This window comes from Streptomyces yangpuensis (assembly GCF_024666385.1).
Taxonomy (GTDB): Bacteria; Actinomycetota; Actinomycetes; order Streptomycetales; family Streptomycetaceae; genus Streptomyces; species Streptomyces yangpuensis.
Genome location: NZ_CP102514.1, coordinates 195,098 through 221,604, shown reverse-complemented (window position 1 = coordinate 221,604; position 26,507 = coordinate 195,098). Strand labels below are relative to the sequence as shown.

The 26,507-nt window shown below is 71.2% G+C and carries 33 protein-coding genes and 2 pseudogenes; 21 read left to right on the top strand and 14 right to left on the bottom strand.

The annotated features are described in order from the left end of the window. Window positions 1–109 precede the first annotated feature (109 nt). Window positions 110–2,716 (top strand): rifamycin-inactivating phosphotransferase, encoded by a 2,607-nt coding sequence (gene rph / locus NRK68_RS01140; RefSeq protein ID WP_257854473.1) that lies wholly within the window; start codon window positions 110–112, stop codon window positions 2,714–2,716. 155 nt (window positions 2,717–2,871) lie between these two features. Further along, window positions 2,872–3,201: a hypothetical protein gene (locus NRK68_RS01135; RefSeq protein ID WP_183066127.1), complete on the top strand. Its 330-nt coding sequence runs from the start codon at window positions 2,872–2,874 to the stop codon at window positions 3,199–3,201. Between the two features lie 16 nt (window positions 3,202–3,217). On the opposite strand, the gene NRK68_RS01130 is transcribed toward NRK68_RS01135, so the two are convergent. After that, window positions 3,218–3,463: a DUF6479 family protein gene (locus NRK68_RS01130; protein ID WP_257854472.1), complete on the bottom strand. Its 246-nt coding sequence runs from the start codon at window positions 3,461–3,463 to the stop codon at window positions 3,218–3,220. Window positions 3,464–4,056: 593 nt separating this feature from the next. On the opposite strand from NRK68_RS01130, the gene NRK68_RS01125 reads away from it, so the two are divergent. The 3 genes and pseudogenes from NRK68_RS01125 to NRK68_RS01115 all read left to right on the top strand — a co-directional run bounded on the left by NRK68_RS01125 (window position 4,057) and on the right by NRK68_RS01115 (window position 5,715). Then, window positions 4,057–4,332, top strand: coding sequence for an isoamylase early set domain-containing protein (locus NRK68_RS01125; RefSeq protein WP_183066129.1), 276 nt, complete (start codon window positions 4,057–4,059; stop codon window positions 4,330–4,332). A gap of 96 nt (window positions 4,333–4,428) precedes the next feature. After that, a pseudogene (locus NRK68_RS36880) lies at window positions 4,429–4,769 on the top strand (ATP-binding protein); the annotation flags it as partial. After that, the gene (locus NRK68_RS01115; RefSeq protein ID WP_257854468.1) at window positions 4,723–5,715 is read left to right on the top strand and encodes a BtrH N-terminal domain-containing protein; all 993 of its coding nucleotides are present in this window, start codon (window positions 4,723–4,725) and stop codon (window positions 5,713–5,715) included. The pseudogene NRK68_RS36880 and the gene NRK68_RS01115, both read left to right, overlap by 47 nt. Window positions 5,716–5,794: 79 nt before the next feature. Here NRK68_RS01115 and amaP read toward each other — a convergent pair whose 3' ends face one another. The 5 genes from amaP to NRK68_RS01090 are packed head-to-tail and all read right to left on the bottom strand — an operon-like array spanning window position 5,795 to window position 8,237. Further along, window positions 5,795–6,394 carry an alkaline shock response membrane anchor protein AmaP gene (gene amaP / locus NRK68_RS01110; RefSeq protein WP_257854467.1) on the bottom strand — a complete coding sequence of 200 codons (600 nt, stop codon included), beginning with the start codon at window positions 6,392–6,394 and terminating at the stop codon, window positions 5,795–5,797. A 33-nt stretch (window positions 6,395–6,427) separates the two neighbouring features. Next, complete coding sequence (locus NRK68_RS01105) at window positions 6,428–7,099, bottom strand: DUF6286 domain-containing protein (RefSeq protein WP_257854466.1); 672 nt, start codon at window positions 7,097–7,099, stop codon at window positions 6,428–6,430. Window positions 7,100–7,134: 35 nt separating this feature from the next. Continuing rightward, window positions 7,135–7,539, bottom strand: a complete 405-nt coding sequence (locus NRK68_RS01100; protein WP_183066132.1) for an Asp23/Gls24 family envelope stress response protein — start codon at window positions 7,537–7,539, stop codon at window positions 7,135–7,137. Further along, window positions 7,536–7,715 (bottom strand): hypothetical protein, encoded by a 180-nt coding sequence (locus tag NRK68_RS01095; protein ID WP_046776834.1) that lies wholly within the window; start codon window positions 7,713–7,715, stop codon window positions 7,536–7,538. The genes NRK68_RS01100 and NRK68_RS01095 overlap by 4 nt, the downstream gene beginning before the upstream one ends. A gap of 39 nt (window positions 7,716–7,754) precedes the next feature. Then, complete coding sequence (locus NRK68_RS01090; protein ID WP_183066133.1) at window positions 7,755–8,237, bottom strand: Asp23/Gls24 family envelope stress response protein; 483 nt, start codon at window positions 8,235–8,237, stop codon at window positions 7,755–7,757. A 253-nt stretch (window positions 8,238–8,490) separates the two neighbouring features. Here NRK68_RS01090 and NRK68_RS01085 point away from each other — a divergent pair, with 253 nt between their 5' ends. From NRK68_RS01085 to NRK68_RS01065, 5 genes are all read left to right on the top strand, one after another. Then, window positions 8,491–9,087: an RNA polymerase sigma factor gene (locus NRK68_RS01085; RefSeq protein ID WP_373023442.1), complete on the top strand. Its 597-nt coding sequence runs from the start codon at window positions 8,491–8,493 to the stop codon at window positions 9,085–9,087. Continuing rightward, on the top strand, window positions 9,078–9,758 hold the full coding sequence (locus tag NRK68_RS01080; protein WP_183066134.1) for an Asp23/Gls24 family envelope stress response protein: 681 nt from the start codon (window positions 9,078–9,080) through the stop codon (window positions 9,756–9,758). The genes NRK68_RS01085 and NRK68_RS01080 overlap by 10 nt, the downstream gene beginning before the upstream one ends. Then, window positions 9,755–10,147: a hypothetical protein gene (locus tag NRK68_RS01075; protein ID WP_183066135.1), complete on the top strand. Its 393-nt coding sequence runs from the start codon at window positions 9,755–9,757 to the stop codon at window positions 10,145–10,147. The genes NRK68_RS01080 and NRK68_RS01075 overlap by 4 nt, the downstream gene beginning before the upstream one ends. A gap of 855 nt (window positions 10,148–11,002) precedes the next feature. After that, window positions 11,003–11,197, top strand: a complete 195-nt coding sequence (locus tag NRK68_RS01070; protein WP_257854464.1) for a hypothetical protein — start codon at window positions 11,003–11,005, stop codon at window positions 11,195–11,197. Window positions 11,198–11,311: 114 nt separating this feature from the next. Further along, window positions 11,312–12,688: a tetratricopeptide repeat protein gene (locus NRK68_RS01065; protein WP_257854463.1), complete on the top strand. Its 1,377-nt coding sequence runs from the start codon at window positions 11,312–11,314 to the stop codon at window positions 12,686–12,688. Window positions 12,689–12,812: 124 nt separating this feature from the next. On the opposite strand, the gene NRK68_RS01060 is transcribed toward NRK68_RS01065, so the two are convergent. Next, window positions 12,813–13,262: an SRPBCC family protein gene (locus tag NRK68_RS01060; RefSeq protein WP_183066137.1), complete on the bottom strand. Its 450-nt coding sequence runs from the start codon at window positions 13,260–13,262 to the stop codon at window positions 12,813–12,815. A 244-nt stretch (window positions 13,263–13,506) separates the two neighbouring features. Continuing rightward, on the bottom strand, window positions 13,507–13,908 hold the full coding sequence (locus tag NRK68_RS01055) for a cofilin family protein (protein ID WP_183066138.1): 402 nt from the start codon (window positions 13,906–13,908) through the stop codon (window positions 13,507–13,509). A 156-nt stretch (window positions 13,909–14,064) separates the two neighbouring features. Here NRK68_RS01055 and NRK68_RS01050 point away from each other — a divergent pair, with 156 nt between their 5' ends. From NRK68_RS01050 to NRK68_RS01030, 5 genes and pseudogenes are all read left to right on the top strand, one after another. Beyond that, complete coding sequence (locus NRK68_RS01050) at window positions 14,065–15,102, top strand: YihY/virulence factor BrkB family protein (RefSeq protein ID WP_257854461.1); 1,038 nt, start codon at window positions 14,065–14,067, stop codon at window positions 15,100–15,102. A gap of 27 nt (window positions 15,103–15,129) precedes the next feature. Further along, window positions 15,130–15,723, top strand: coding sequence for a phosphatase PAP2 family protein (locus tag NRK68_RS01045; protein WP_308296004.1), 594 nt, complete (start codon window positions 15,130–15,132; stop codon window positions 15,721–15,723). Between the two features lie 49 nt (window positions 15,724–15,772). After that, a pseudogene (locus NRK68_RS01040) lies at window positions 15,773–15,913 on the top strand (phage holin family protein); the annotation flags it as partial. Continuing rightward, window positions 15,910–16,377 (top strand): DUF3618 domain-containing protein, encoded by a 468-nt coding sequence (locus NRK68_RS01035; RefSeq protein ID WP_183066140.1) that lies wholly within the window; start codon window positions 15,910–15,912, stop codon window positions 16,375–16,377. The pseudogene NRK68_RS01040 and the gene NRK68_RS01035, both read left to right, overlap by 4 nt. Then, the gene (locus tag NRK68_RS01030; protein WP_183066141.1) at window positions 16,374–16,640 is read left to right on the top strand and encodes a DUF4235 domain-containing protein; all 267 of its coding nucleotides are present in this window, start codon (window positions 16,374–16,376) and stop codon (window positions 16,638–16,640) included. The genes NRK68_RS01035 and NRK68_RS01030 overlap by 4 nt, the downstream gene beginning before the upstream one ends. Before the next feature lie 90 nt (window positions 16,641–16,730). On the opposite strand, the gene NRK68_RS01025 is transcribed toward NRK68_RS01030, so the two are convergent. Next, on the bottom strand, window positions 16,731–17,018 hold the full coding sequence (locus tag NRK68_RS01025) for a DUF4190 domain-containing protein (protein WP_257854459.1): 288 nt from the start codon (window positions 17,016–17,018) through the stop codon (window positions 16,731–16,733). Continuing rightward, entirely contained in the window at window positions 17,015–17,206 is a 192-nt protein-coding gene (locus NRK68_RS01020) for a hypothetical protein (protein ID WP_257854457.1), read from the bottom strand. The genes NRK68_RS01025 and NRK68_RS01020 overlap by 4 nt, the downstream gene beginning before the upstream one ends. Before the next feature lie 99 nt (window positions 17,207–17,305). On the opposite strand from NRK68_RS01020, the gene NRK68_RS01015 reads away from it, so the two are divergent. The 3 genes from NRK68_RS01015 (at window position 17,306) to NRK68_RS01005 (ending at window position 19,816) form a co-directional block, all read left to right on the top strand. Continuing rightward, a complete protein-coding gene (locus NRK68_RS01015; RefSeq protein ID WP_257854456.1) occupies window positions 17,306–17,941 on the top strand; it encodes a TetR family transcriptional regulator in 636 nt (211 codons plus the stop codon). Window positions 17,942–18,050: 109 nt separating this feature from the next. Next, window positions 18,051–18,338, top strand: coding sequence for a hypothetical protein (locus NRK68_RS01010; RefSeq protein ID WP_183066145.1), 288 nt, complete (start codon window positions 18,051–18,053; stop codon window positions 18,336–18,338). 95 nt (window positions 18,339–18,433) lie between these two features. After that, the gene (locus tag NRK68_RS01005) at window positions 18,434–19,816 is read left to right on the top strand and encodes a mycothione reductase (RefSeq protein ID WP_257854451.1); all 1,383 of its coding nucleotides are present in this window, start codon (window positions 18,434–18,436) and stop codon (window positions 19,814–19,816) included. A gap of 82 nt (window positions 19,817–19,898) precedes the next feature. On the opposite strand, the gene NRK68_RS01000 is transcribed toward NRK68_RS01005, so the two are convergent. From NRK68_RS01000 to NRK68_RS00990, 3 genes are all read right to left on the bottom strand, one after another. Beyond that, complete coding sequence (locus tag NRK68_RS01000) at window positions 19,899–21,182, bottom strand: alcohol dehydrogenase catalytic domain-containing protein (protein WP_257854449.1); 1,284 nt, start codon at window positions 21,180–21,182, stop codon at window positions 19,899–19,901. A 177-nt stretch (window positions 21,183–21,359) separates the two neighbouring features. Next, complete coding sequence (locus tag NRK68_RS00995) at window positions 21,360–22,898, bottom strand: hypothetical protein (protein WP_183066148.1); 1,539 nt, start codon at window positions 22,896–22,898, stop codon at window positions 21,360–21,362. Between the two features lie 136 nt (window positions 22,899–23,034). Continuing rightward, complete coding sequence (locus NRK68_RS00990) at window positions 23,035–23,223, bottom strand: DUF6381 family protein (RefSeq protein WP_046776844.1); 189 nt, start codon at window positions 23,221–23,223, stop codon at window positions 23,035–23,037. Between the two features lie 176 nt (window positions 23,224–23,399). Here NRK68_RS00990 and NRK68_RS00985 point away from each other — a divergent pair, with 176 nt between their 5' ends. The 3 genes from NRK68_RS00985 (at window position 23,400) to NRK68_RS00975 (ending at window position 25,298) form a co-directional block, all read left to right on the top strand. Continuing rightward, complete coding sequence (locus tag NRK68_RS00985) at window positions 23,400–23,921, top strand: DUF488 domain-containing protein (protein ID WP_183066149.1); 522 nt, start codon at window positions 23,400–23,402, stop codon at window positions 23,919–23,921. A gap of 290 nt (window positions 23,922–24,211) precedes the next feature. Beyond that, complete coding sequence (locus NRK68_RS00980) at window positions 24,212–24,622, top strand: ATP-binding protein (protein WP_183066150.1); 411 nt, start codon at window positions 24,212–24,214, stop codon at window positions 24,620–24,622. Window positions 24,623–24,725: 103 nt separating this feature from the next. After that, window positions 24,726–25,298 (top strand): DUF2231 domain-containing protein, encoded by a 573-nt coding sequence (locus NRK68_RS00975; protein WP_183066151.1) that lies wholly within the window; start codon window positions 24,726–24,728, stop codon window positions 25,296–25,298. 42 nt (window positions 25,299–25,340) lie between these two features. On the opposite strand, the gene dhaK is transcribed toward NRK68_RS00975, so the two are convergent. Then, complete coding sequence (gene dhaK / locus NRK68_RS00970; protein WP_183066152.1) at window positions 25,341–26,345, bottom strand: dihydroxyacetone kinase subunit DhaK; 1,005 nt, start codon at window positions 26,343–26,345, stop codon at window positions 25,341–25,343. Window positions 26,346–26,507 lie beyond the last annotated feature (162 nt).

Genomic DNA, 26,507 nt, shown 5'->3' with positions numbered 1-26,507 from the left:
CGCTCTCCTTGCCACTCTCAACTTATAGCGCGACCGGGGGCTTGCCGCAAGGGCCGGGGCAGGGCGCAAAATCGTCGACCTGAGCCCTGACCGCCTTGGAGGCAGCGCAGTGAACGAGCAGTACGTGTGGGACTTTCACCAGGTGGACGAGACCCAGGTCGCGATCGTCGGCGGCAAGGCCGCACACCTGGGTGCGCTGTCGCGCATCGAGGGGGTGCACGTGCCCGGTGGCTTCTGCGTGACCACGAAGGCCTTCCGGCGGATCATCGATACGACACCCTCGGTCGGCGGTCTGCTCGACCGGTTGGCGCACGTCACCCCGGGCGACCGGGAAACGATCCGCATGCTGAGCGCGCAGATCAGGCGGGCCGTCGAAGCGGCTCCCGTCCCGGACGATCTCGCGTCGGAGATCACCCGAGCACTCGCCCGGTCCGGCGAAGGGGCCGCCGCCTACGCCGTACGGTCCAGCGCCACGGCGGAGGACATGCCGACGGCCTCCTTCGCCGGCCAGCAGGACACCTATCTGAACGTCGTGGGACCGGCGGCGGTCCTCCGGCACATCAGCCGTTGCTGGGCCTCACTGTTCACGGAACGTGCCGTGACCTACCGCCTCCGGCACGGTATCGATCACCGCACGGTCCACATGGCCGTCGTCGTCCAGCGGATGGTCTTCCCCGACGCGTCCGGCATCCTCTTCACGGCCGACCCGGTCACGGGTCACCGGAAGGTCGCCACCGTGGACGCAGGCTTCGGCCTCGGAGAGGCTCTGGTCTCCGGCCTGGTGAACCCGGACGTCTTCACGGTGCGCGACGGTGAGGTCGTCTCGCGTGCGATCTCCGCCAAGCAGCGCGCCGTGACCGCCCTGCCGGGAGGCGGTACGCAGGAGGTGGCGATCGAAGCGCGGCGGCAGGAGGAGCCGGCACTGACGGATGCGCAGGCTGTACGGCTGGTGGCGCTCGGGCGGCGGATCGAAGCGCATTTCGGGTGTCCGCAGGACATCGAATGGTGCCTGGTGGACGGTGACTTCCGGATCGTGCAGAGCCGGCCGATCACCACGCTCTTCCCCGTCCCGGAGAGCGGCGACCGGGACAACCACGTCTATGTCTCCGTCGGCCACGGGCAGATGATGACCGACCCCATGAAGCCGCTGGGGTTCTCCATGTGGCAGCTGACCGCGCTGGTGCCGATGCACGAGGCCGGCGGCAGGCTGTTCGTGGACGTCACACAGCGGCTGGCATCGCCCACGAGCCGCGCCGCCCTCCTGGACGCCCTCGGGAAAGGCGATCCGCTGATCAGGGACGCACTGGAGACCGTCCTCGACCGCGGGGACTTCGTACCGCCGCTCCCCGACCCGGACCCCGCAGGGCCGCCGCCCGGCCCGGCGCCCGCCCCGATCGAGACCGATCGGGCCGTCGTCGGCCGCCTGATCGAGCGCAGCCGGACCTCCCTCGCGGCCCTGGAGCGCGAGATCAGGACGAAGAGCGGACCGGCGCTCTTCGACTACCTGCTGGAGGCGTTCGAGGAGCACAAGCGCTTCGTCGGCGATCCACTGAGCATGCAGGCGATCACGGCGGGCATGGAGGCCACCTGGTGGCTCAACGACAAGCTGGGGGAGTGGCTGGGCGAGAAGAACGCCGCGGACACACTGACGCTGTCCGCCCCCGACAACATCACCTCGGAGATGGGACTGGCGCTGCTCGACGTCGCGGACGTCGTCCGCCCGCTGCCCGAAGTCGTGGCATTCCTCAGGGGCGTCGAGGACGACGACCACTTCCTGGAGGAGCTCGCGAAGCTCACCGGCGGGCCCGAGGCGCGTGACGCCATCGAGGCCTACCTCGACCGGTACGGCATGCGCTGCGTCGGCGAGATCGACATCACCAGGCCGCGCTGGCGCGAACGCCCCGGCGCGCTGGTGCCCGCGATCCTGGACAACGTACGCAACTTCGAACCGGGCGCCGCCGAGCGGCGTTTCGAGCTCGGGCGGCAGAGGGCGCGGCAGAAGGAGCAGGACGTGCTGGCACGCCTGCGCACCCAGGCGGACGGGGACCGGAAGGCCGAAGAGACCAAGCGGATGATCGACCGGGTCCGCACCTTCATCGGGTACCGGGAGTACCCCAAGTACGACATCGTCAGCCGCTACTCCCTCTACAAGCAGGCCCTTATGGGCGAGGCCGAGCGCCTGGTACGGGCGGGCCTGCTCAGCGAGCGGGAGGACGTCTTCCACCTCACCTTCCAGGAGCTCCACGAGGTGGTGCGCTCGAACGGGACGGTCGATCCGCAGCTCGTCCAGCAGCGCGAGGAGGCGTTCCGGGCGCACCACGCGCTCACCCCGCCCCGGGTGCTCACCTCGGACGGTGAGGCCCTCACCGGGGAGTACCGCCGGGACGACGTGCCGCCGGGCGCGCTGGTCGGCGTACCGGTCTCGGCCGGGACCGTCGAGGGGCGGGCCCGTGTCGTCCTCGACATCGCGGAGGCCGATCTCGAAGCGGGCGACATCCTGGTCACAGCCTTCACCGACCCCAGCTGGTCGCCCCTCTTCGTCGGGATCGCGGGCCTGGTGACCGAGGTGGGGGGCCTGATGACCCATGGCGCGGTGATCGCCCGGGAGTACGGCCTGCCGACGGTGGTCGGAGTGGAGGGGGCCACCCGCCTGATCAGAGACGGTCAGCGGATCCGCGTGCACGGGACCGACGGGTTCGTCGAGATCCTGCCCTGACGGCCGCGGTCCGGTCTTCTCGCCGGCGAAGTTCCCACGGCCGCGTGCCCGTCGCCGATGGGGCGGCAAGAGGCATACGCAGAAGTCGATTTGACCAAGCCATGCCATTCATTTGATCATTTGCTGTTCCCTGTAAGCGAAGACGAAGGAGCACCATGCGCGTCAGCGCCGCACGCCGTCTCTCCGCCCTGGCCGTCACGGCCGGACTGACCCTCTCCGCAGCCCTCTGCGCCGCATCCCCGGCCTCGGCCGCCGCCATCACCTGCCGGGAGCAGGGCGGCGAGCTGTACGTCACCCAGTCCTCGGCGCCCGTGCGCACGACCTACTACGAGACCGGCCGGGTCGTCGACACCGTCTACCGGACGAACCGGCTCAACTTCACCAAGCAGTGCACCAACTCGAAGGGCAACCTCTGGTACTGGGTCGACCGGACCTACGGCGTGAAGGACGGCTGGATCTACTCGGGCAACGTCGCCCGTATCTGATCCCTGCGCAAGGCGTTCAGCGGTCCTCCTCGGGGCCGGGCCGGGTGTCGAAGTTGCCGTACCCCTTGAGCTGGTGCGGCTTGAGGCGGCCCCCGGAGCCGGGGTCCGGCCCGGGGTCCGGTTCGGGGCCCGGCTCCCGGCCCGAGGGCTTATCCGTGTGAAGAGGGCCGCTGTCGCGGGCCTGGATGCGCCGCCCCCGGGCGAACGCGATCAGCAGGAAGGCCACGATGGCCACCCCGACCAGCAGAAATACCCAGATCATCGCATTGTTCATGTACTGCGTTTACCCAGCAGCTCGTCGTCATGCAGAGGCGCCCCGAATGGCGGAACGGTCCGACTATGCGGGCGGAGCCGTCCGCCCTATGGGCAGGATGCCGGCGTAGGGCGAAGTCGCTGTCGGACGGCGTGTTCCCGTCGCCTTCTGACCGAGAACACGGGTATACCTCTTATCGGGGGAAACTTTCCCGTTCGGTCGACCGTTCACGTACCTGTGGGGTGGGCGACCGCCCTTCCCGCTCCACACCTCGACGGCTTCGCCCGGCACCCCCCCGCCGGGTCGGGGCCCGGCCCCGACCAGCCCTCCCCCCCCCCGGCTGGTCGGGGCTCTTCACTGTCCTTCGCCACCCGGCCCGCGCGTGTTCACGTCCCCCGGGGGCTGATGGAGTACCACCGGCTGGCCAGCCGTGCCAGGCCAGAGGCAGGGGGCTGTGCGTTCGGTGCTCACAAGGGTGCGGAGAGAAGCGTCGGCCACGGTGGTGCAAGAGTGACGGCGGGAGGAGCCGACGTGCGACAGATGCGCAGGGCGCCCACTATGAGCGGGTATCCCGGATCCTCTTCGTTGTCAGGAGTACACCCATGCTCGAACGCACGATGCGCAAGGACCGCACCGAAGTCACCTTCGTCCTGCCCGTGGACGTCCCGCCCGGTCCGGTGAGTGTGGTGGGCGACTTCAACGACTGGCAGCCCGGAGCCCATCCCCTCAAGGACCGCCAGGACGGCAAGCGCGCCGTGACCGTCGAGCTGCCGGGCGAGAACACCTACGCCTTCCGGTACCTGGCGGCCGGGGACTACTGGTTCAACGACGAGGGAGCCGGCGACCGGGACGGCCCGAACAGCCGCCTGCACACGTAACGCTGCCGCCTCGGGAGCAGGGCGAACGACGTTGACCTCGCCGGACGCCCGGCCCCCCCACCGCCCACCCGCCCGGGCCGCGCGCACCCCGCCGCGGGCGCGCGGATACTCGTACGGGACCGGGGGCCCGGCTCTCCGCCGCGCTGCTCAGGGAAGGCCCGCAGCGCTTCCGTACGGGAACCCCCGACCGGGGGCGCGGGCACGGACTTGGGCTGACCATCGCGCTCGGGCAGGAACGCCGGAGGACCCACTCGCGCGGCGGGGAGCCGATGGTCCCGGAACTGGTGGAGCACGCCCCGGCTGCAGCCCACGGCCGACGGGTGGACGAGCATGGCAGCGCAAGAATGTACCGATGGCCCGCCCGTCCACCTTCGTCCAGGGGAGCATCGCATGACCACCGTGACAGGCATCGATGCCCGCGGTACGCAGCACTGTGAGACGACCGCACTGGGGCTGCTGCTCCGGCACCAGGGAATCGACCTGTCCGAGCCCATGCTGTTCGGTCTCGCCTCTGGCCTGTCCTTCCTCTACTGGGACGGCAAGAACATGGAGTTCCCCTTCCTCGGAGGGCGGGTCAGGCCCTTCGAGGTCACTCGAAACCTGGCCGCCAGGCTCGGGTTGCAACTCCAGGTCCAGGAGACCACCTCCCCGCGCAAGGCATGGGACGTGGTGGCGGCCTCGATCGACGCCGGCCACCCCGTAGGACTCCAGCTCGACAGCTACCACCTGGACTACTTCGGCTCGAAAGTCCACTTCGGCGGCCACATCGTCGCCCTGTACGGCTACGACGACCGCTCCGCCTACCTGGTGGACACCGAGCAGCAAGGCGGAGCGGTCTCCACCAGCCTGTCCAGCCTTGCCCGGGCGAGGGCCGCGCGCGGTCCCATGAGTGCCAAGCACCGGTCCTTCACCCTCACCGCCGCGACGAACATGCGCGCCCCGCACGGACAGATCATCCCGGCCATAGCCGCCTGCGCCGAGGCCTTCCTCAACCCGCCCATCGCCAATCTGGGCCACCGAGGCATCGAGAAGGCCGGCAGGCTGGTACGTACCTGGCTTCAGCGCACCGAGAATCCTCAGCGGGACCTGCCCCGAACGGCTCTGCTGATGGAGAAGGCCGGCACGGGCGGTGCCCTGTTCCGCAACCTCTACCGCGACTTCCTCGCTGAATGCACCGGTCTGCTCGACAGCAGCCACCTGCGTACCGGCCACACGTTGTACGCCGAGGCAGCCGTCCTGTGGACGGAAGCAGCGGCATTGATCAAGGAGGCTGGTGAAGCCGGCGAGGCCCAATACCTCGCCGAGGCCGGCTCGGTCATGGGCGATCTGGCACGTATCGAGTACGAGGCCATGCATGCGCTCAGACGCCTCGAGAGCGCCTGAGCGGCAGGACGCGCGGGCTGGGGCGCGCGGGCCGGATGGGTCGTGGCGCGGCTGGGTCGCCGCAGGGCGGCGCCACTTCCTACTGGGCGCGGTGGGGCTGGTGCGGGGTCGCCCGCAGCCTGGTCGTGGCGGGGAGGGTCCGGCCCACCGTCCGGCGGGCGCGTTTCAGCGGCCCGTCGCACAGTGCCTGGAGGGCCTGGGCGGGCTCGGCGTCGGGGGTGAGGGTGAGGTCGATGTGCGCTTCAGGGCGGCGGGACGAGCCGTCCACGCGCGCCCGTGCCCGCCGGACCCCCGGCAGGTGCCCGGCGTCGGCGGCCATGGCGTCGCTGAGGGCGCCTTCGCGCAGTTCCACGCCGTCCAGCGCCGGGTCTCCCACCGACAGCTCGCCCGGGTGGGTGCGGTGCAGTTGTGCCAGCAGCCACCACAGGGCGAGCAGGACGGCGACGGCCAGCACGGCGATCACGGTGGGCCACCACCAGATCTCCTCGGTCCAGCGGGTGCGGTCGGCGTCGTCGAGCAGGACGTCCTGGGGGGTGGTGAGGGGCCAGCCCGCGGGTGGTGTCAGGCGCAGGTGCCGGTACAGGCCGAAGCCGCCCGCCAGTACCAGGAGAGCCGTGCCCAGCATGAGGATGCCCGTGAGGGCCAGCAGGACTCGGTTGATGGCGGATTTCCTGTGCATGGGGTCTCCTCTTCCCTCGGCCCTTACGGCGGCTCAGGGCCGACGCGGGCGTACCCGGACTCGGAGGGACGGACGGTGGGCGAGGGCGAGCCGGTCGAGTTCCTCCAGCAGCGAGGTGCGCACATCGGCCCGGACGTCCGCGGGGGCGCGGAACCGTACGTCCGCACGCGCCGTAGCGCGCTTCCGGGAGAACCGGACCCTCGCGGCGCTGACCCCGGGGACGCGCATCGCAGCATCACGCATCCGTAGTTCCGCGGCCTTGCGGTCCAGGACGGCGTGCATCTGGGCGCCGGGGGTCTTGAGCGGCAGGCGGTGGCGCAGGCCGGGGGTCAGGGCCAGGACGATGAGCCAGAGGCCCAGGGCGGCGAGGACGGCGCCGCCGGCCTGTATGAAGGTGTCGTCCAGCGGGCGGGAGGCCAATTCGTCGGCCAGGTGCCTGCGCCAGGCTGCGGCCGGCTGGCCGGCCCGCACCCTGATGACGTCGACCAGAAGGGTGCCGGCCGCGACCGCGACGGCCAGGGCCGTGAGCGCGGCGGGGATCCGGCGCTCGGACCACAGCCGCCGGGAGATCGACTGCGGTCCGGTCGTCGGAGGCTGTTCGGCCGTCGGAGGCTGTTCGGTCGGCAGTCCCACCGTGCGAGAAGTGACACCGTCCGCCGCTGGGACTCGGTCCTTCTCCGCCGAAGGGTGGTGGTCGCGTTCCATGCCGGCTCTCCTTCCCGGGCCCGGGTGGCTGCGGCTCACCGCACGCGGCGGTGTTCCGGGCCGTCGGCGGCAGCGAGGTGCTCGATGGCGAGGGTGACTTCGGTGACGTGCATCCCCGTCAGACGGGCCACCCGCTCCCTGACGTGGTGCTGTACGTGGCGGGCGGCGTCGGCCAGGTCGAGCGGGTAGGGCAAATCCAAGGCCAGCCGCAGCCGCGCGGCCCCGCCGCCCGTGGTGGCCGAAGCGTGCGGTGACGTCAGTGCCGCCGGAGCGGCTGGGGCCGCCGGGAGGGTGGCCAGTGCCTCCTGTGCGGCGCGGGCCGCGATGCGGGCGACGACCTTGTCCGGTATGACCGTGGCCCCGCGTTCGGCCGCCGGCGGGACCGGGCGGGTTGAGCCGGCCGGGCCTTGACGGAGGGCGGCTGCGGAGTGCGAGGTCATTGCCGGTTCCGCGAACGCGTGAAGTCGGACAGCTCCAGGTCGCCCTGCAGCATACGGCCGAGGATCAGGCCCACCAGGCCCAGGAACGCCACGAGCAGGAACGCCCAGAAGCCGCCGAAGAATGCGGCGAACCCCAGGGCCATTCCAGCCAGCAGGCCCGTGGTTGCTGCGCTCATTTCACTCACCTGAATTTCCGTCGGTTGGCGTGGAGGAGGTCACTGCACGCGTCCTGCGTCTTCGTCGTTGTCGTCTTCCTCGTCGGGCAGGTGGACGTCGGCGACGGCGATGTTGACCTCGACGACCTCCAGGCCGGTCATGCCTTCCACGGCTGTGATGACGCTGGTGCGGACGTCGGCGGAGATGTCCACGATGGGGACGCCGTACTCCACGACGACGTCGAGGTCGACGGCGGCCTGGCGTTCGCCCACCTCGACCTTCACCCCGCGGGAGACGTTGGGGCGGCCGCCGGAGACCTTGTCGGTCACCGCGCCGAGCGTGCGGGCCATGCCGCCGCCGAGGCTGTGGATGCCCGGTACCTCACGGGTGGCCATGCCGGCGATCTTCTCGACCACACTGTCCGCGATGGTCGTACGGCCCCGCGTCTCGGGCGCCGTGCCGGGGCCGGTCCGGCCGGTGAGGGTCCTGCCCACCGCCGGTGAGTCGCTCCCGCCCGAGGCGGGGCTGCTGATGTCCGACATGAGGACCTCCCCAGGGTGTACGTCCGGGGCGCCGGTGCGGTGCCCTCATCTGTTGGACACCCCGCGCGAACATTCCTCACGCGGCCCGCCGCACCGGCCTACGCTTGAGGAGTACGTACGGAGGCGGCGGCAGGCGCCTCCGGCAGGAAGCGAGCGGCCGATGAGCAACCGGATGGGCACCTCGCCCCAGCCCGCCGTAGGCCTCCCCCCGCACCGGGCCCCGCCGCCGATCCGCGGAGCCGGCGATGTGGGCGTGAAGCAGGACACCCCCAACACCCCCAAGACGGCCGACACTGCCGACGCTGCCGACTCACTGGATGACGGCCTGCTGGCGGTACGGGCCGCGGAAGGGGACGAGGACGCCTTCGCCGTCCTCGTCCGCCGGCACAGCAGCCGAATGCTCGCCCTCGCCCGGCATCTGCTCGGCAGCCGCACGGACGCCGAGGACGCGGTACAGGACGCCTTCCTCAGTGCGTGGCGACGCCTGCCGGAGTTCCAGCACACGGCTTCGTTCGGCACCTGGATGTACCGCATCGTGACGAACCGCTGCCTCAGCACCCTGCGCCGCCGTACACGTCCCCTCCCTTTGGACGCCATCCCTGAACCCGCCGCCACGGGCTCGGACAGCTCACCACCCCACGTGGCCGAGATCGACGCGGCGACGGCCGCCCTGACGGCGGCCCTGCAAAAGCTGAGCCCCGAGCTTCGGGTGTGCTGGGTCCTGCGGGAACTGCACGGCCTGCACTACGACGAGATTGCCCACGTGACGGGCAGCAGCGAACAGACCGTGCGCGGCAGGCTCTTTCGCGCGCGACGCGCTTTGACGGAGGCGATGCGTCCATGGCGCTAGACGAACCGCGCCCGGCCTCGGACGACGAGTCCACGACCAGCGGCGCCGTGCCGGCCGGAACACCTCTGCCTGCCGAAGCCGAGCTGCTGGCGGGTGCAGAGCTTCTGCCCTGCGGGCGTCCGCTCGGCCGTGCCTGGCAACGGGCACGCGACGCGGGCGGAGCGCCGGATCCGCACAGCAGCCACTGCCCCCACTGCCGCGGGGCCATCGAAGGGCTCACGGCCCTGGACCGGGCCACCCGCGCCCTGCGCGGGCAGGAACAGCCCGACGGCCACCACCTCGCCACCCGCATCATCAACGCGGTACGGACCGAAGTACGGCTGGGTCCCATGCTGCTCCTCGACGACCCCGACCATGACCTGCGCATCGCGGAGAGCGCCGCCGCGAAAGTGCTGCGCAGGGCCGCCGACACCGTCCCCGGCATTCGCGCCGCCAGCTGCCGCATCACCGCCTCGGAGAGCGGCGCAGCGACGCACGTCGTCACCATCACGGTGGCGGCAACGCTCGACCGGCCGCTGCGCGGACGAGCCGAGGCACTGCGCGAAGCCGTGCTGCACAGTGCCGAGCACGTTCTCGGCCTGGCCGTCACCGCCGTCCACGTGGAGATCAACGCCGTGCTGGACCTCTCGCCCGTACCGAGCGACGACCGGTCCGGGGTGGGGGACCGATGACCACCGCCGAGCGGGAGGGTGTCCAACGGACCGCGGCGCGAGCCGCCCTCGGCGTTCGGGATGTGGTCGCACTCCAGCCGGCACTCGCCGAACGGCTGGCGCTGGCAGCGTGCCGCGTGTTCGAAGCTGTCGGATCGGGGGCTGCCAGAGCCCCCGTGGGGGCCGGTGTCCGCTGCGAGATCGCCCCGGACGGCGTTTGGCACCTGGAGGTTCGCTGCATCCTCGACGAGGACCACCGTGTCGTCGACGTGGCCCGACGGGTCCGCGCAGACGTCAAGGCGGCGGTCAGCACCTACCTGGCCCAACACGATGCCGCACGGCCACTCACCGTCAGGGTCGTCGTGAGCGTCACACGCACCATCCGGCCCGCCGCCCGGGAGACGGCGTAGGGGGGTGTCCGGCGGATCAGGCAAGATCCGGAAGAGACACCTGGCTGTCTGCCCGGACTCTCCGTGAGCCCGTCCGGCGTACGGATCGGTCAAAGCGATCATCCACCGGTTCCGGCGTAGGCGCCGGGAGCAGCCCGAGTATGTCCAGCAGCCGCGCCAAGTCCTGAGGATCGGTGGCGCGGGCGGCTACGGCTCGGCGGGCAGCCGCGCGGCCTGTCGGCGCGCCAAGCGCCAGCAAGGACGGATCGTCACAGCCGAAGGGGTCTTTCACCCGACCGATCTCAGCACGGACACCGCGGCAGCGCACGCGGACGAGTCCGGTTCGCCGTGCGAAGTCGCGGTCCGAGAAGCTGCCGTCCTGCGGGGGTGGGGCCGCCGGGCGGGACGTCACAGACGCTGATGAGGAAGGCCGCGACGCGACGCGCCGGCATCCGCCCGCGTGGCCCGACATCTTCCTCGCCACGGCTGCGCTCACCCGTGCGCGTGGTCTCCCCCTCGCCTGAAGCAGTGCCTGCAACCGGCCCGTCTCGTCGGTGAGTTCGGCCCCGCCTGATCACGTCTCAGGAGCAGCCGAGCCCAGGTCCCGCAGACGCACCGTAGCGGTGGGTGCGCCGCTGCGGTGCGTCGGTGAGAGCAGCAGCATGAGGAGGCCGCTCAGCGCGAAGTTCGGTGCGCGGTCAGCTCGTGAGGCGGCTGGTCCCGTCGAGCCGGCTGTCGACGCTGCCGTCATTGACCGTGACGTCGGAGCGCTGAGGAACCACCGCCGATTGCGCTCCGTGGCTAAATGGTGCGGTATGTGACTGTTGGTGGCAGCGTAGGCGGTGGAACATCCCCCAGCTTTCGATGGAGTGCGTGATGAGCGGTATGCAGGACAAGCGTCAGCAGCCGGGCAAGGGCCGCGAGGAGCAGGAGCACCTGCAGCGCCGGCGCCCGGGCCAGGACGAACCGCAGGACCGGCAGGGCCGCCCGAACCACGAGCGCGGCCGCCAGGACCCCACGCGTGAACGCGAGCAGGAGATGGACGACGACATGCGTGACGGCGTGCTGTAGCGCGCCGTCGCGTAGTGGGCCCGCCCGTGGTGCACCCTCGGGCGGGCCCTGCCATGCCACGTCCTTGCAGCTTGTCGATGATGCCTGTCAGTAGTCGCCCGTACGCTCAGGCCCGTGAACATTGACGATCTTGAATGGCAGTCGCGGACACTCGGAGGGATATCTCCCCGCCTGGTCAGCATGCTCGTGGAGCGGGGTGAGGTGGAGCTGCTGGTTCTTGCCGCTTCGGAGCTGGGGGAGTGGTTCTGTGCCCAGGCGGCGGCTCGCGAGCTGTCCCGGGCGGGCGAGGTCGAGCGGGCCCTGGGCGTGCTGGAGCCGTTCATCGAGGCTGGGTGGAACCGGGCGCGCTGGGAGAGGGCCGAGGTCCTGCTCAAGGCGGGGAGGGCGCAGCAGGCACTGGACGCCGTCCGTCCAGACGAGGAAGGCCTCGCCTCGGAGTCGGTGTGCCACGACTTCGCAGAACTGCTGGCCAAGGCGGGCAGGCTGAACGAAGCGATCATCGTACTCAGGCCGCATCTGGACAGGGAGTGGATTCTGTCCACTCTCGTCGAGCTGACAGAGGGCCAGGGCTGTGATGAGCAGGTCCTGGAGCTGATCGCGCCGCGAGCTCAGCGGGCCCGCAGCGCCCGCGGCCAGGAGCGATGGAATTTCAGCCTCAGTAACGCGCAGGACCTCGAAGCCCAGGTCCTGGAGCGTGCGGGACGGGTCGATGAGGCCGTACGGATGCTTGGGGCGGATATCGCGGCCGGCCACTTCATCGCTCAGAACACGCTGATCGCCTACGCCGAGCTCCTGCGGCGCCATGGGCGTGTGGAGGAGCTGCGCGTGCTGGGCACCGGCGAGCGTGCGGGCGAGACGCTCGCGTACTACGCGCGGGCACTCGAAGACGACGGGCAGGCAGGTGAGGCCGAGGCTGTGCTGCGGCGTTTCATCGCAGCCGCCGAGTATCCGGACCGGTTCCGCTGGCCTCTGATCGAACTGCTGGGCCGCCAAGGTCGGTTCGAGGAAGCCATTGAGGTGGGTCGCCCGACGTTCGATTACCACGATAGCTGCCTTTTCGAGGGCGTCATTCACCTGCTGCATGAGGCAGGCCGGCTCGACGATGCACTTGCGCTCCTCGACGAGAGCAGTGCTGAGTTCGTTGAGGAGCACTCGTCCTGGTTCAGCTCGAACCGGATCTGGCTGCTGGGCGAAGCCGACCGGTACGAGGAGGCCCTCGCCTACGCGGGGACGCTGCCACCGGACATCTACGGCCTAACGGTCAGCAAGGCGTGGATCCTCGGTGGGATGGGGCGCGTTGAGGAGGCCCTCGCCCTGCTGCGAACGGACACCGAGGTGCGGCCGTCGGAAGTGGCCGAGCTGCTCATCCGGCATGGCCGCGCCGCTGAAGCCATCGCCGGAATGCCCTCCCTCGCCGAACAGCATGCGGCCAGCCGACGGCGTGATGCGGCCGCGCAGGCCGACCGGGGCCCCAACGATCCTCCCTTCTAGAGCGGCGGGCTCTGCTGCACCGGGCTGCGGGTGGCCGTCGGCGTATGGAGGGCACGGGATCGCACCCTCGATACGCCGACGGCGGGCTTTGCGGCGGGGGATGAACCAGAGGCGAATCCGGGCGTCAGACCTGGCCGCGCCAGGCACCCGTCTCACTGCCGCGGTCCTCGATGTACTCCTTGAACCGCTTCAGGTCGCCCGTGATCCGCCGCTTGACGAAGCCCAGCTTGTCGCCGACGTTCTCCGCGAAGCCGGCCGGGTCGTAGTCGAGTTGCAGCATCACCTTGGTCCTGTTGTCGGCGAGGTGGTGGAAGGTGACGACGCCGGCCTGCTTCACGTCGCCGCCCAGGGTGGTCCAGGCGACGCGCTCGTCGGGAATCTGCTCGGTGATCTCCGCCTCGAACTCCTTGGTCACCCCGCCGATCTTCGCGACCCAGTGCGTCATGGTGTCGGTGCGCTGGTCAATGCGCTCCACGCCCTCCATGAAGTGCGGGAACGACTCGAACTGCGTCCACTGGTTGTACGCGGTCCGTACGGGGACATCGACCTCGATCGATTCTTCGACCTGCGACATGAAGCGTCCTTCCTCTCACCGGCCGGCAGTACCCGGCCGTATCCGGGGAGCCCTTCCCCTGCAAGCGCCCCTGCCCGGCTTCAGCGCGTCCATGACCCTCGAACCGAGGCAGTCGGAATCTGGTACCAGCTCCCGTCGGCGCGCTGGTCGGGTGGTGCGATGAATGTGCGGACGGCGCTGAGCGGGGCAGGCCGTGCGGGGCCGGGAGGCGCACAGTGCGGTGGCGGGAGGAAGAGGAGGAGCCCTACCCGGCCAGGGAGACCAGCCTTCGGTATTCGAGCTGGTTCGCGCGCCTCGCGGTCAGGTGGACGCGAACGTCGGTGAGATGTTCCTTGAGCGCCGTGAACCCGGCCGTGTAGGTGTCCTCCTGCTCCCCGGCGGCGGGCGGCATCCAGAAGATCAGGAGCTGCGCGTGCTTCCTCGTGCCCTCCGGACTGGCGAAGGCCAGCTCGTGCAGGACCAGGCGCGGCTCGTCCACCGGCAACGCCTGCACCAGCTCCTCATGGGTCAAGTTGCCCTCGGCCTCCGCAATCAGCACGTCCGGCGCATCCGAGCAGCGCAGGGTCACCGTGTTGATCTCCCGCTTCTCCCGCAGGTGCTGCAGGGCGGTGAGCAGGGCTTCCGACAGGCGGATGGGACCTTTCACGGTGACTCACCTCGGTCAGGGAGCATGCCGGTCCGGGACGGCTCCTGGTGGGCGTCTGTCCCGCCCGTCGCCGGGATAAACCCGCCGGTGAGGCGGCCCGGCCCGGCTTTCCCGGGGGTGGTGCATGAGACGGCCGTGAGAGGAAAGCCGCCCGGTATGAAACGGACACCGAACCCCCAGCACGACGCCCGCGAGCCCACCAGGGCCGGGCCTGACGACGTGGGCCCCGACCGGCAGGTCGAGGAGCGGGCCCCGGACCAGCTCTCGCAGATGCCCAAGCGGTCGTGGAAAGCGGTGCTGCGCGGCACGCTGAAGGAGTTCCAGGACGACGAGCTCGCCGACCGAGCCGCAGCGCTCACCTACTACGGTGTGCTGGCCCTCTTCCCGGCGCTGCTGGTGCTGGTCTCCCTGCTCGGTATCGCAGGAGAGTCGGTGACCGCGCAGGTCCTGGACAACCTGCAGAAGCTGACCCCCGGCTCGGCGCGCGACGTGATCACCGATGCGGTCCGGCAGCTGCAGGGCAACGCCGGCATCGGGTCCCTCGTGGCGCTCGTCGGTCTGGCCGTCGCCGTCTGGTCGGCTTCCGGGTACGTCGCCGCGTTCATCCGGACCTCGAACGCCGTCTACGACATGCCGGAGGGCCGCCCGGCGTGGAAGGTCCTGCCGCTGCGTCTGGCGCTGACGCTCACGCTGATGGTCCTGGCCGTGGTCAGCGCCCTGATCGTGGTGTTCACCGGCGGTCTCGCCCGGCAGGCGGGTGCCGCTCTCGGGGTCGGCGACACGGCGATGACGGTGTGGTCGATCGCGAAGTGGCCGGTCCTGGTGCTGCTCGTCACCATCATGATTGCGATCTTGTACTGGGCGGCACCGAACGCCAAGGGCCGCGGATTCAAATGGATCACGCCGGGGAGTTTCCTGGCCCTGGTGATCTGGATGATTGCCTCGGCGGGCTTTGCTTTTTACGTGGCGAACTTCGGCTCGTACAACAAGACGTACGGCACGCTCGCCGGCGTCATCGTGTTCCTGATCTGGCTGTGGATCACCAACCTGGCCATCCTCCTCGGCCTGGAGTTCGACGCCGAGATGGTCCGCCAGCGCGCCATCGCCGGAGGCCACCCCGAGGACGAGGAGCCCTATGTCGAGCCCCGGGACACCCGGAAGTGGAGTGACGAGGACCGCCGACGGCTGGGCTGAGGCACGTCGGGAGAGAGGCGGTGGAGCGTGGACGTCCTGGCGTCGCTGCGCAACGTCGACCATCGGCTGACCCGGCGGATGGCAGCGTGGAACTCCGCCTGGGCACGGCAGCTCCTGCCGCCGGTCGAGGAGGCGGTCGAGCACACGAAGCTGTGGTGGGCGGTCGCGCTGGTCATGGCGGTCGGCGGGGGCCGGCGGGGGCGTGCGGCGGCCGCCGCCGGGGTCACCGCCATGGCGGTCGCGGAGGTGCTGTCCAACGGTGTGGCGAAACAACTCGTCGAGCGGCGCCGACCACCCAGGGAATGGATTCCGCACGACGACGTCGAGGACCGTCCCGACAGTTCCTCCTTCCCCTCGGGGCATACCGCCGCCGCCATGGGGTTCACCTCGGCCGTGGCGCCCACTTGGCCCTGGGCCGGCGCCGCATGCTGCGTACCGGCCGTGATGGTGGCCGTCGAGCGGGTCCACAGCGGCGCGCACTACCCCTCCGATGTCGCGGTCGGCGCGGCCGTCGGCATGGTCGCTGCCGCGCTCGTCCGCGCCGTGCCCCGCCTGTTCGTCCGCTACGTACGTCTGCGTCTACGTCTGCGTCTGCGCCTCCCGCCGCCGTCGCGCGGGTGATCGGCTGCCCGCGGGGTAGGCGGGCCGTGACCGCAGCATGCGCACGGCCGCTGCGCCGGCGGCCGTCGCGGCCGTCATGGCCGCTGCCGGCAGGAAGCAGGTGGCCCGGGCCGGTGCCCCCGCACCGCAGCAGGCCATGGACAGCGTCAAGGCCGATGTGGCCGAGATCAAGGAGGCAGTACACCGATGAACACCCCTTCCCAGGACGACAGGGAGCCCTCGCCCACGCCCGAGGAGCTGAGCGAGCGGGTCGAGCACACCCGCGAGGAGCTGGGCCGGACCGTAGAGGCGCTGGCGGCCAAGGCGGACATCAAGGCGCAGGCGAAGGAGAAGGCGGCCGGGATCAAGGACCAGGCCGCCGAGAGGGCCGTCCGGCTGACCGACCAGCTTCGGGACAAGGCCGTGCAGGTCGGCGAGACGGTGAAGGACAGGACACCCGATCCGGTTCTCGACACGGCTGCACATGCGGCGGACCGGGTACGCGGCACAACTGCCCGGGCCGGACGGCTCGCCGCGGAGAGGACACCGGATCCGGTGCTGGAGAAGGCCGAGCAGGCAGCGGCGGTGGCGCGGACCAACCGCGTCCCGCTGACCGCCGCGGCTACGGCGATCGTCGTCCTGCTGCTCCTGCGCCGCATCCGGAGGCGCCGGTGAAGGCCTCCAAGATCGCCTACAAGCCGGTCGGCCTGGCGCTCGGCGCCACCAGCGGCCTGATCGCCGCCGCTGCCTTCAAACAGGCGTGGAAGATGATCGGTCACGACGACGACGCACCCGACGCCACCGACGAGCACCGGACCTGGCAGGAAGTCCTGGTCGCCGCAGCCCTGCAAGGGGCGGTGTTCGCCGTCGTCAAGGCTGCCGTCGACCGTGCGGGAGCAGTCGCCACCCGGCGCCTCACCGGTACCTGGCCCGGTTGAGCCGCCCCGGACCGGACGACGACCGGCGCCGACCCCACAGCGGGGTCGGCGCCGGTCCGTTTCCGCATCCCGGGTACCCGTGAGGGCGGTTCAGGTCAGGCTCCAGGACCAGGTACCGTCCGCGGCGACGAGGCAGGCGAGGACGAGTACGTCGGTCAGTCCCAGGGCGATGGCCAGTTGAGCCCGGCCCGGCCGGGTGGTGCGGCGGTGGAGCGCGAGCGCGCCGAGGACCACGGCGACGGGGCCGAGCACCAGGTTCATCACGAGCAGTCCCACCAGGCCGAGGACGAACCCGGTGACGGCCATCGCGTCGGCGTCGCGGGTGGAGGCACGGACACGGGCGCGGGCGGCATTGCGCGGTTCGGTGTGCGGGCTCATCGCAGGCCTCCGCGCTCGTGGTGGAGGCGGGCGGCCCGCTGCCGGCCCGACAGCCGTTCGCGGGCGGCGAAGAGGCTGAGCCACAGGGCGATGGCGAGACCGGCTGCCGCGCTGACGGGCACGGGGAGGTGGGCCACGGCGCCGAGGAGGACGCCGAGCACCAGCAGAGCGGCTACGAGGAAGAGCATGGGATGTCCTTCCAAATCGGTAACAGTTGTTCACTGACTACCCGGTTCAGTTCGGGTCATGCTGGCGGCGCGCGAGTGTGACGCGGTTGACTGCCCGTCATGAGTGCTTCCCCCGGGGTCCGTGAGACCCAGCGCCGCCGCACCCGCCGTGTCCTGCTCGACGCGGCCCTGTCGGTGCTGGAGGAGCGCAGTCTGGGGAGCCTCGGGCTCAGAGAGGTGACCCGGGCCGCGGGTGTCTCTCCCACCGCCTTCTACCGGCACTTCCGGGATATGGACGAGCTGGGGACGGCGCTGGTCGAGGAGGCGCTGGTCAGTCTGCACGTGACGGTGCGGGACATCCTCGCCGCGACCGGTGACCCCGAGCGCCGCGGAGAGGCCGCGGTGCACCTGGTCGCCGAGCTGGTGCGCTCGCGGCCGGCTCACGTCCGCTTCCTGGTCCGCGAACGCCACGGCGGGGTCGCGGCGGTGCGGGAGGCCATCGCCGGACAACTGGACGTGTTCGCCGAGGAGATAGAGACGGCCCTCGGAGCGGATCCCCTCAGCGCGGGGTGGTCCCGGCCGGACGTGACGATGCTGTCGAGACTCCTGGTGGACCACATGTTCATGACGGCCTCGGCGTTCCTCGCCGCCTCGATGCGGGGGGATGTGCGGGGCGACGACTGGGCGGCAGCCACCCGTACCGCGCTGGGCCAGCTCCGTCTGATCCACCTGGGCCGGCTGCACTGGCCGGGGTGATCCGGGCGCGCCGCCCGGCGAAGGCATCGCCGCCGCGGTCCGCGGAGCACATGGTCCGCCGATTGCCGGGCACGTGCGCCCCAGGACCGTGTGCAGGGGAGGCGAAGGCGTGACCGGGAACGAACTGACGCCGCAAGAGACGGCGATCTGGGACCAGTTGCTTGCCGACCTGAACTGCGACGATGTCCCCGCGCAGACCCATGGGGCAAGATGGCCTGCGGCCGGGCGTCGGATCGGCATGACCTTGCTGTTACTGGCCGCGCTCATCATGCTTCTGGCAGGGAGCTTCGCCGGCTCGGATTTCCTGGCCTGGAGCGGGGTGATCGCGTGGACCGGTGCCGTCCTGATCATCTCTCACCACCATGGCCACGGCCCCCGACTGCCCATGAGCCGCTGACCACCACGAAGCCCGTCCCGTAGAGGCGGACGCCGGACGGGGCGGCCGCGTGCCGTGTGCGTGTGGAGAGGCCGCCCGGGGGTACGTTGCGCCGCATGCGCACCTATGACCTCGTGATCGTCGGGGCCGGATCCGGCAACACCATCGTGGACGAACGCTTCTCCCACCTGGACGTGGCCCTCGTCGAAGAGGCCGCTTTCGGCGGTACCTGCCTGAACCGCGGGTGCATCCCGAGCAAGATGCTCGTGCACGTCGCAGACCTCACCGACGGCATCCGTGACGCCGGCCGGTTCGGCGTGCAGGCCGAGCTGGGCGGAGTCGACTGGCCCGCGGTGCGGGAGCGGGTCTTCGGACGTCTGGACCGGGAGGCCGCGGAGGGGGAGCGCGGACGGCGTGACGCCCCGAACGTCGACGTTCTCAAGGGCCGGGCCCGTTTCACCGGCGACCGGACGCTGCTGGTCGGTGACGGCGCGGACGCCGTCACCGTCCGCGGCGAGCAGGTCGTCATCGCCGCCGGCAGCCGCCCGGACGTGCCCGCGCCCGTGCGGGATTCCGGGCTGCCGTACGAGACGTCCGATACGGTCATGCGCCTGGACCGGCCGCCGCGGCACCTCGCGGTGCTCGGCGGCGGCTACGTCGCGGCCGAGCTCGCGCACGTCTTCCACGCCGCGGGCAGCCGCATCACCGTCATCGAGCAGGAGGACAGCCTCCTCTCCGCGCAGGACGAATCGGTGGCCGCCGCCTACACCGCGATCGCCGCCGACCGCTACGACCTGAGGACGGGCACCGCACTGACCCGTGTCGAGGGGGAGCCGGGACGGCTGCGCCTGGTCTTGGACGACGACACGGCCGTCGAGGCGGACACCCTGCTCGTCGCCGTCGGGCGCACGCCGAACAGCGACCTGATCGACGCCGACCGGGCGGGGGTCCCGCTCCACGACGACGGACGGGTGGCCGTCGACGCCTTTCAGCGGACCGGCGCCCCGGGAGTGTTCGCCCTCGGCGACGTGTGCACCCCCTTTCCGCTCAAACACGTGGCGAACCGGGAGGCCCACGTGGTGGCGCACAACCTCCTGCACCCCGGCGACCCCATCCGCACCTCTCACGGGGCCGTCCCCGCCGCCGTGTTCACCCGGCCCCAGATCGCGCAGGTCGGGCGGACCGAGCAGCAGTGCCGGAAAGAGGGACTCGACTACGCCGTCCACGTGCGCCGCTTCGCGGACACCGCCTACGGCTGGGCCCTGGAGGACAGCACGGGCTTCTGCAAGGTGCTCGCGGACCGCCGTACGGGACTGCTGCTGGGCGCCCACATCATGGGCCCGCAGGCCGCGAGCCTGATCCAGCCCCTGGTGGTCGCCATGAGCTGTGGCATCACTGCCGGCGACCTCGCGCGGACCCCGCTGTGGATCCACCCCGCGCCCACCGAGGTGGTCTCCAACGCCCTCCTCGACCTCCACCGAGCCCTCGGCCACCGGTGACCTCGGCCCCCGAGACCGCGGCCCTCGGCGACCGAGACCGCGGCCACCGGTCACCGCGGCCGCCGATGACCGCGGCCACCCGTCACCGTCCGAGGGCTGCTTCGAGCTGCCGCCTGTTCATGTGCGAACGGCCCTCTATCCCTCGCTCGGAAGCCTGACGGCGCAGGTCCTCCAGCGTCATGTGCGCCTGACGCCGCTCGCCCGATCCGTCGCGGCCGTCGGGGTGCAGCACGACCTTGGTCCAGCCGTCGTCGCGGTTGTCGAAGTGCTCGTAGGCCGCCGGGGCTTCGTCGAGGTCGAGTTCATGGGACACGACGAAGCCGGGCTCGGCCTTCCCGCCGGCCACGAGGTCGCGCAGGGCTCGGTTGTACCGCTTGACCGGTGCCTGACCGGTACCGATGTGCTGCCCCTTGAACCACAGCATGCCGAAGTCGATCGGGATCTTGCCCTGGGCTTCGAGCTGTCCCTGGGCCTCGGCCCCACCCGGGTCCTCGGGAAGGAACACACCGACGACCCCGAGGCTGCCGGTGAAGCGCACGGCGTCGATCAGTCCGTTCATGGTCAGGCTCGCGTCCTCCTCGCCCTGCGGGTCGTGTGCCTGGTAGCCGACGCACTCGCATCCGTTGTCGGCACCCAGCCCCAGGGTGGCCTCCTTGACGACCTCCGCCGGATCCTGCTCGGCGGTGTTCACCGGGATCGCGCCGATCTGTTCCGCCAGCCGCAGCCGGTCGGGCTGGTGGTCGGCCACCCACACCCGGCCCGCTCCCTTGAGGATCGCCGAGTAGGCGGCCATGAGGCCGACCGGCCCGGCGCCGTAGATGATCGTCTGGTCCCCGGGCTTCACCTGCGCCATCTCCGTGGCGTGGTAGCCGGTGGGGAAGATGTCGGCCAGCATCACGTAGTCCAGCTGGCGCTCCGCGGCGTCCTCACCCAGGCGCAGGGTGTTGAAGTCGCCGTACGGAACGCGCAGCAGCTCCGCCTGGCCGCCCTGGTAGGGGCCCATGTCGGCGAAACCGTAGGCGGCGCCCGCCAGGTCGGACTTGGGCTGCATGGTGAGGCAGTAGTTCGTGAGGCCCTGCTCGCACTGCTTGCAGAAGCCGCAGGCGATGTTGAACGGCAGGACCACCCAGTCACCCACCTGGACCTTGCTGACGGCCTTGCCCACCTCCACGACCTCGCCGAGGTTCTCGTGCCCCATGGACCGGCCCGTCTCGAAGGACGTCCTGCCCTCGTACATGTGCAGATCGGAACCGCAGATGTTGGTGGTCGTGATCCGGACCAGGATGTCGCAGGGATGCTCGATCCGGGCGTCGGGAACGTCCTTGACCGTCACCGAACGGGGTCCTTCGTACACTGCCGCTTTCATGATCGTTCCTAACCCGGCGGTTCTCCCGTCGTGGAGTCGGCCTTTCGGGCGGTTTCCGGTTTTCCGGAGACGGTCGGCGCCTGCCCGGGCAAAGCGGCTGGAAACACCGCCCGTGCGAGGCGCCCGCCGGGTCCGCTCCGCACGGGCCGGGGTGGGTGGGTCGCGGAGCCGGCCGGCTCAGCCGCTCTTCAGGCGGCGGAGGAACTCATCTCCCAAGCGGCGCTGCAGTTCCGCCAGTTGATCGTCGCTCAGTCCCTTGAGATCGCCCGGCGCCCCTCCCGGGCCCTTCGTCGCTTCTTCCTGCTGCTTCTGCTGTTCCCGGCGTTTGAGTTCCTGCTCCTCCGGCGATCCGGGCGCCGCGTACGCACACCGGATGAGCGCACCGTCCGCCGCCTTGAGGCAGGTGGCCTCGCGTCCGTCGACCGGTCCTCTGCCCTCCACGCGGAATCGGATGTTCTGCTCGCTGCCGACCGTGGCCGTCCACGTGCTGCCACCGGAGGGGACGACCTCGAACACCTGATCGTCGTTGTAGCAGCAGACGTCCCGGTACTCGGCCTTGATGAGCGCCACGAGAGCCTTCGGCGACGACCAGGCCGGATCGAGACGGTGGACGGTCATCGGCGCGAGCGTGCCGCCCCGGTGCCGCGTGGGCACCGTCGAGACCGCCACCACCGAGCTGGCCTCACCCTGGGGGGTGAGGGGGGTGACGTAGGCACTTCCCGCCCCGCCCGCGGCCGCATCGCCGTACCGCAGGGTGAACTCGGACTCGTTGCCCTCGTTGGCGCCGTCCTCGGAGGCGTCCCAGCCGCTGCGCTCGAACCACCAGTCACTGAAGCCGCCCACCGCCGCCGTGCCCTCCCGCTGGCGGGCGGCGAGGCTCAGCGGATAGGACGGGCCGGGGACCGCGGACGTGTCGGTGGTCACCGTCAGCTTCCCGGTCGTGCCGTCGTAGAGCGCCACACCGGCGGGACGTTCCGTCACGACGAAGAGCCCGGTCTGGCGCTTGAGGGGGACGACCACGACCGGCGTGCCGTCGGAGCAGGTCACATAGGCGTCGCCGGCCTCGAAACGTACCCACCGCTGCAAACCCGAGATTTTGCGGCCCAGGTTGTGGGTGAACCAGCCGCTGATCCGCGCGTCCGCCGCCTCCAGGTCGAAGGGGCAGCGCACCTGGCTCCGGCCGCTGCCGCCCAGCGGGACCTCCTGGACGAGTCCCACCTCGTACCCGGAGAGCCAGCCGCGCCGCTCCACCAGGGTGCCGAAGCGGTCGGAGTCGGGCAGGTAGGTGATGTCGGCGATCTCGCCCGTGACGTCGCCGAGGTGCGGAGCGGCCTGAGCCTCGCCGACCACGTACGGGGAGCGGGCGGAGAGGGCGGGAACCGGATCGGTCACGATCTGCGCGGTGGCCATGTACGCGCGGTCCTGGAGGTACGCCCCGTACACCAGCCAGCCGACGCCCAGCACCACGGCGGAGACGGTGCCCAACCACGCCAGGACGACGGCCGCGTTCCCGGCGTCGGGGTGCCCCGCGCGCCGTCGGAGCCACCGGGCCAGCAGCCCGGCCCCGATACAGCACGCCACGGCCAGCAGGGGCAGGGCGAACCAGGCGAAGAGCTTGCGCAGCTCCCAGACCAGGATCGTCGTGTAGTAGGAGGCGTACCACACGACGAAACCCGCCACCAGCAGGGTCAGTCCCCAACGCCAAGCCCGGCCCATCCGTCCCCCCACCCCCGGCCCGGGCCCCCCGCCCGGTGTCGCAGACTCGATTCTGCACCTCCGGGCGCGCCGTGTCACCGGATCCGGCGCGGCACGATCAGCGGCCTGACCGGGCACGCCCGGCCCGGCCCCGCGTCTACATGGGGTCCATGGTGGCGCTCTCCGGACCTCCGACCTCCTCGCACTTCGCACGCAGGTGCACGGCCTTCTCCATGAGCCGCTCCCGCTCCGCGGGATCGGCGGCCCGCTGCGCCTGCAGTTCCAGTTGCTCGGCCTTCTGCCGCATCTCGCCGGCCACCCTGCTCCGCTGCTCGTCACCGGTCATGTCTCGCCCTTTCAGTGCGCGTACGGTCTCCACCGGGCGGCGAGGTACCGACCGGCTCCGTCCTGACGCGCCTACCCCCGTCACCGCGGGGCTGACACGGAGCGAGGCGACGTTCACGCATTCAGGGGCGATGCTTTGAATGAGGGCAGTGGCTGACCAGCCGAGGGGACACGGCGATGAGACGCATCGTGACGATCGGCGTCTACGGATTCACGGCCGGAGCCTTCCTCGAAGAACTCGCGTGCGGGGGAGTGGCCCTACTGCTCGATCTTCGCCAGCGGCGGGGTGTTCGGGGCGCCGAATACGCCTGGGCGAACGCGGCACGGCTGCAGCGCGCTCTCGCTGCGGCGGGCGTCGGCTACCGGCACGTGAAAGGGCTGGCGCCGACGACCGAACTGCGTCGGCTGCAGTACCGCGAGGACGACCGCCAGGGCGTGGGCAAGCGCAACCGGATCGCGCTCGCGCCGGAATACGTCGAACGCTACACCCGCGAGATCCTCGCCCCGTTCGACCTCGGCGCGCTCGTCACCGAACTCCCGAGCGGCTCGGTGACCGCTCTGTTCTGCGTCGAGGGGAACCCGGAGGCGTGCCACCGATCGCTCGTGGCCGAGCGCCTGTGCGCCGAGTACGGCATGCCGGTCACGGACATCCGCCCGGGCCGGCCCGGGCCCGTCGCCGAGGCCGGGGGACCTGTGTGACAGGGCGGCCACCGCGACACCGCCGCACCGGAGAACGGGCCGCCTCCGCTCAGGGGCGGGACGGGCCACTCGCGTACGCCGTAGGCGACGTACGGACGGCCGCGCGCCATTCGACGAGGGCCGATGCGGACAGCGCCTCGGGTTCCAGGGTGCCCGGGCGGGTGAGCCCGCCCCTGTCGGGTGGCCGTCCGGCAGGAGGCCGGGTAAACGGTCTGCGTCGCGCTCGTGTAGCCGGAGGACCGGGGGGCAGGCGCGTTGCACTACAGGCCATCGGCTCCCGAGGAACGGCCATGGGTCCACCGCCCTCCGCCACACATCACCGCGAACTCGACCTCCACGCGACAGCGGGTCCGGCGGCATGCAGTGCCGGTATCGCGTGGGTGCGCCGGGCTCTGGCCGACTGGAGCCCGGCCGGCCCGGCCGGCCACGGCGACGACGCCGTCCTGGTCGCGGCGGAACTGCTCTCCAACGCCGTCGAACACGCCGGCGGCGTCCGGAGCCTGACTCTGGCACACCATCACGGTGTGCTGCAGATCGCCGTCACCGACCCGAGCCCCGACCGGCCCCGGCTCCGCGAGCACCGGCCGGACTCCGTCGGCGGTCACGGCCTGTTCCTCGTCGACCGCCTCACCCGGCATTGGGGAAGCCGTCCCAACGGCCGCGGAAAGACCGTCTGGGCCGACCTCGACCTGCCGTCCTGACGGCGCTGCGTACCAGGGGACCGGGTACACGCGCCGGGTATCGCGCCTCCCATTCGGCCGACAGCGACGTGGGGCACGGCCCGATGGCGGGTAGGCGCCCTGTATGAACACCACAGCCCTCGGCCCCACGACCGTCGTCCCCGCCCTGAACGCCGCTTCCGGATGGTGGCTGACGGCCCTGGACCGCTTGGAACGGAGCTCCCTGGCCGACCCGGCGATCCGTGTCCTCCAGCGGGGGATCCGCTCCCTCCCGTTGGGTGACGTACGGGACCTGCTGAGGGGACGGCCGCTGGGCCATCCCCTCCATCCGGTCCTCGTACAGGTGCCCGTCGGATGCTGGCTCTCCGCCGCAGTACTGGACGTCGTCCCCGGCGAGCGGCGGGCGGCCACCACCCTGACGGCCGTCGGCCTCGCGGGAGTGGCCCCGGCCGCGATCGCCGGCTGGGCGGACTGGGCCGACCTGCCGCCCGAACAGGCCAGGGTGGGCCTCGCCCACGCCGTCGCCAACGCGGCGGCCGTCAGCTGCTACGCGATCTCTCTGGGGGCACGCCTCGGCGGCCGCCCCGCGAAGGGCCGACTGTGGGGGTGGGCCGGTCTGGCGGCGGTGGGCATCACCGGGGCGCTCGGCGGCCACGTCGCCTACCGGCAGGCCGTCGGGGCCCACCCCACCTCCTGAGGCCGTGTCCGCGAGCGCGCCGGCCGCCGGACGGGCCGGGGCTCAGCGGCCCCAGCGCAGCGCGGGGGTCTGTACCGGCGCGTCCCACAGCCGCAGGAACTCCTCTTCGGCCCGGCAGAGGGTCACCGAGCACCCCGCCATGTCCAGCGACGTGACGTAGTTGCCCACCAGGCTCCGAGCCACCGGTACCCCTCGGTCCGCGAGCACCTGGGCCACCGCCGCGTGGAACCCGTACAGCTCCAGCAGCGGCGTCGCACCCATCCCGTTCACCAGGGCCAGGACCGGCCCGTCGGCCGGAGCCACGCTCGCCAGGTCGTCCAGGACGGCGCCCACCGCGAACTCCGCGATCTCGCGGGCCGTCATCATCGGGCGGCGCTCGCGGCCGGGCTCTCCGTGGATCCCGATGCCGAGTTCGAGCTCGCCGTCGGGCAGGTCGAAGGTGGGGCTGCCCTTGGCGGGTGTGGTGCAGGCGCTCAGGGCCACACCGAAGCTGCGGGAGGCCTTGTTCACGCGCTCGGCCACCGCCGCGACCTGCTCCAGCGGAGCGCCCTCCTCGGCGGCGGCCCCGGCGATCTTCTCGACGAAGAGGGTGGCTCCCGTGCCGCGCCGGCCGGCGGTGTACAGGCTGTCGGTGACGGCCACGTCGTCGTCGACCAGCACGCGCTGGACGCGGACGCCGTCCTCCTCGGCGAGTTCGGCGGCCATGTCGAAGTTCAGTACGTCCCCCGTGTAGTTCTTGACGACGAACAGCACCCCCTGGCCGGAGTCCACGGCCTTGGCCGCCCGCAGCACCTGGTCGGGCACGGGAGAGGTGAACACCTCGCCCGGACAGGCGGCCGACAGCATTCCGGGTCCCACGAAGCCCGCGTGCAACGGCTCGTGCCCGGACCCGCCGCCGGAGACCAGGCCGACCCGCCCGCCCTCGCGGGCACCCTTGCGGACGACGACCCGGGCCTCCACGTCCACCTCCAGGTCCGGATGGGCGGCGGCCAGCCCGCGCAGGGCATCGGCCACCACGGTCTGAGGACTGTTGATCAGCATCTTCACGGCGCATCTCCCAGTGGGCTGACAGGTGACTCTCCGAGCCGCGTGCATGCAGGTCGCCCGCCGGGGCGGCACGCCGATCGCGCAGCGCTCACTTCGACGGTAAAGGAGCCCGCCCCGCAACGACAGGCAGGCAGGGCCCTGGGCGACCGAGATCGTCCGGAC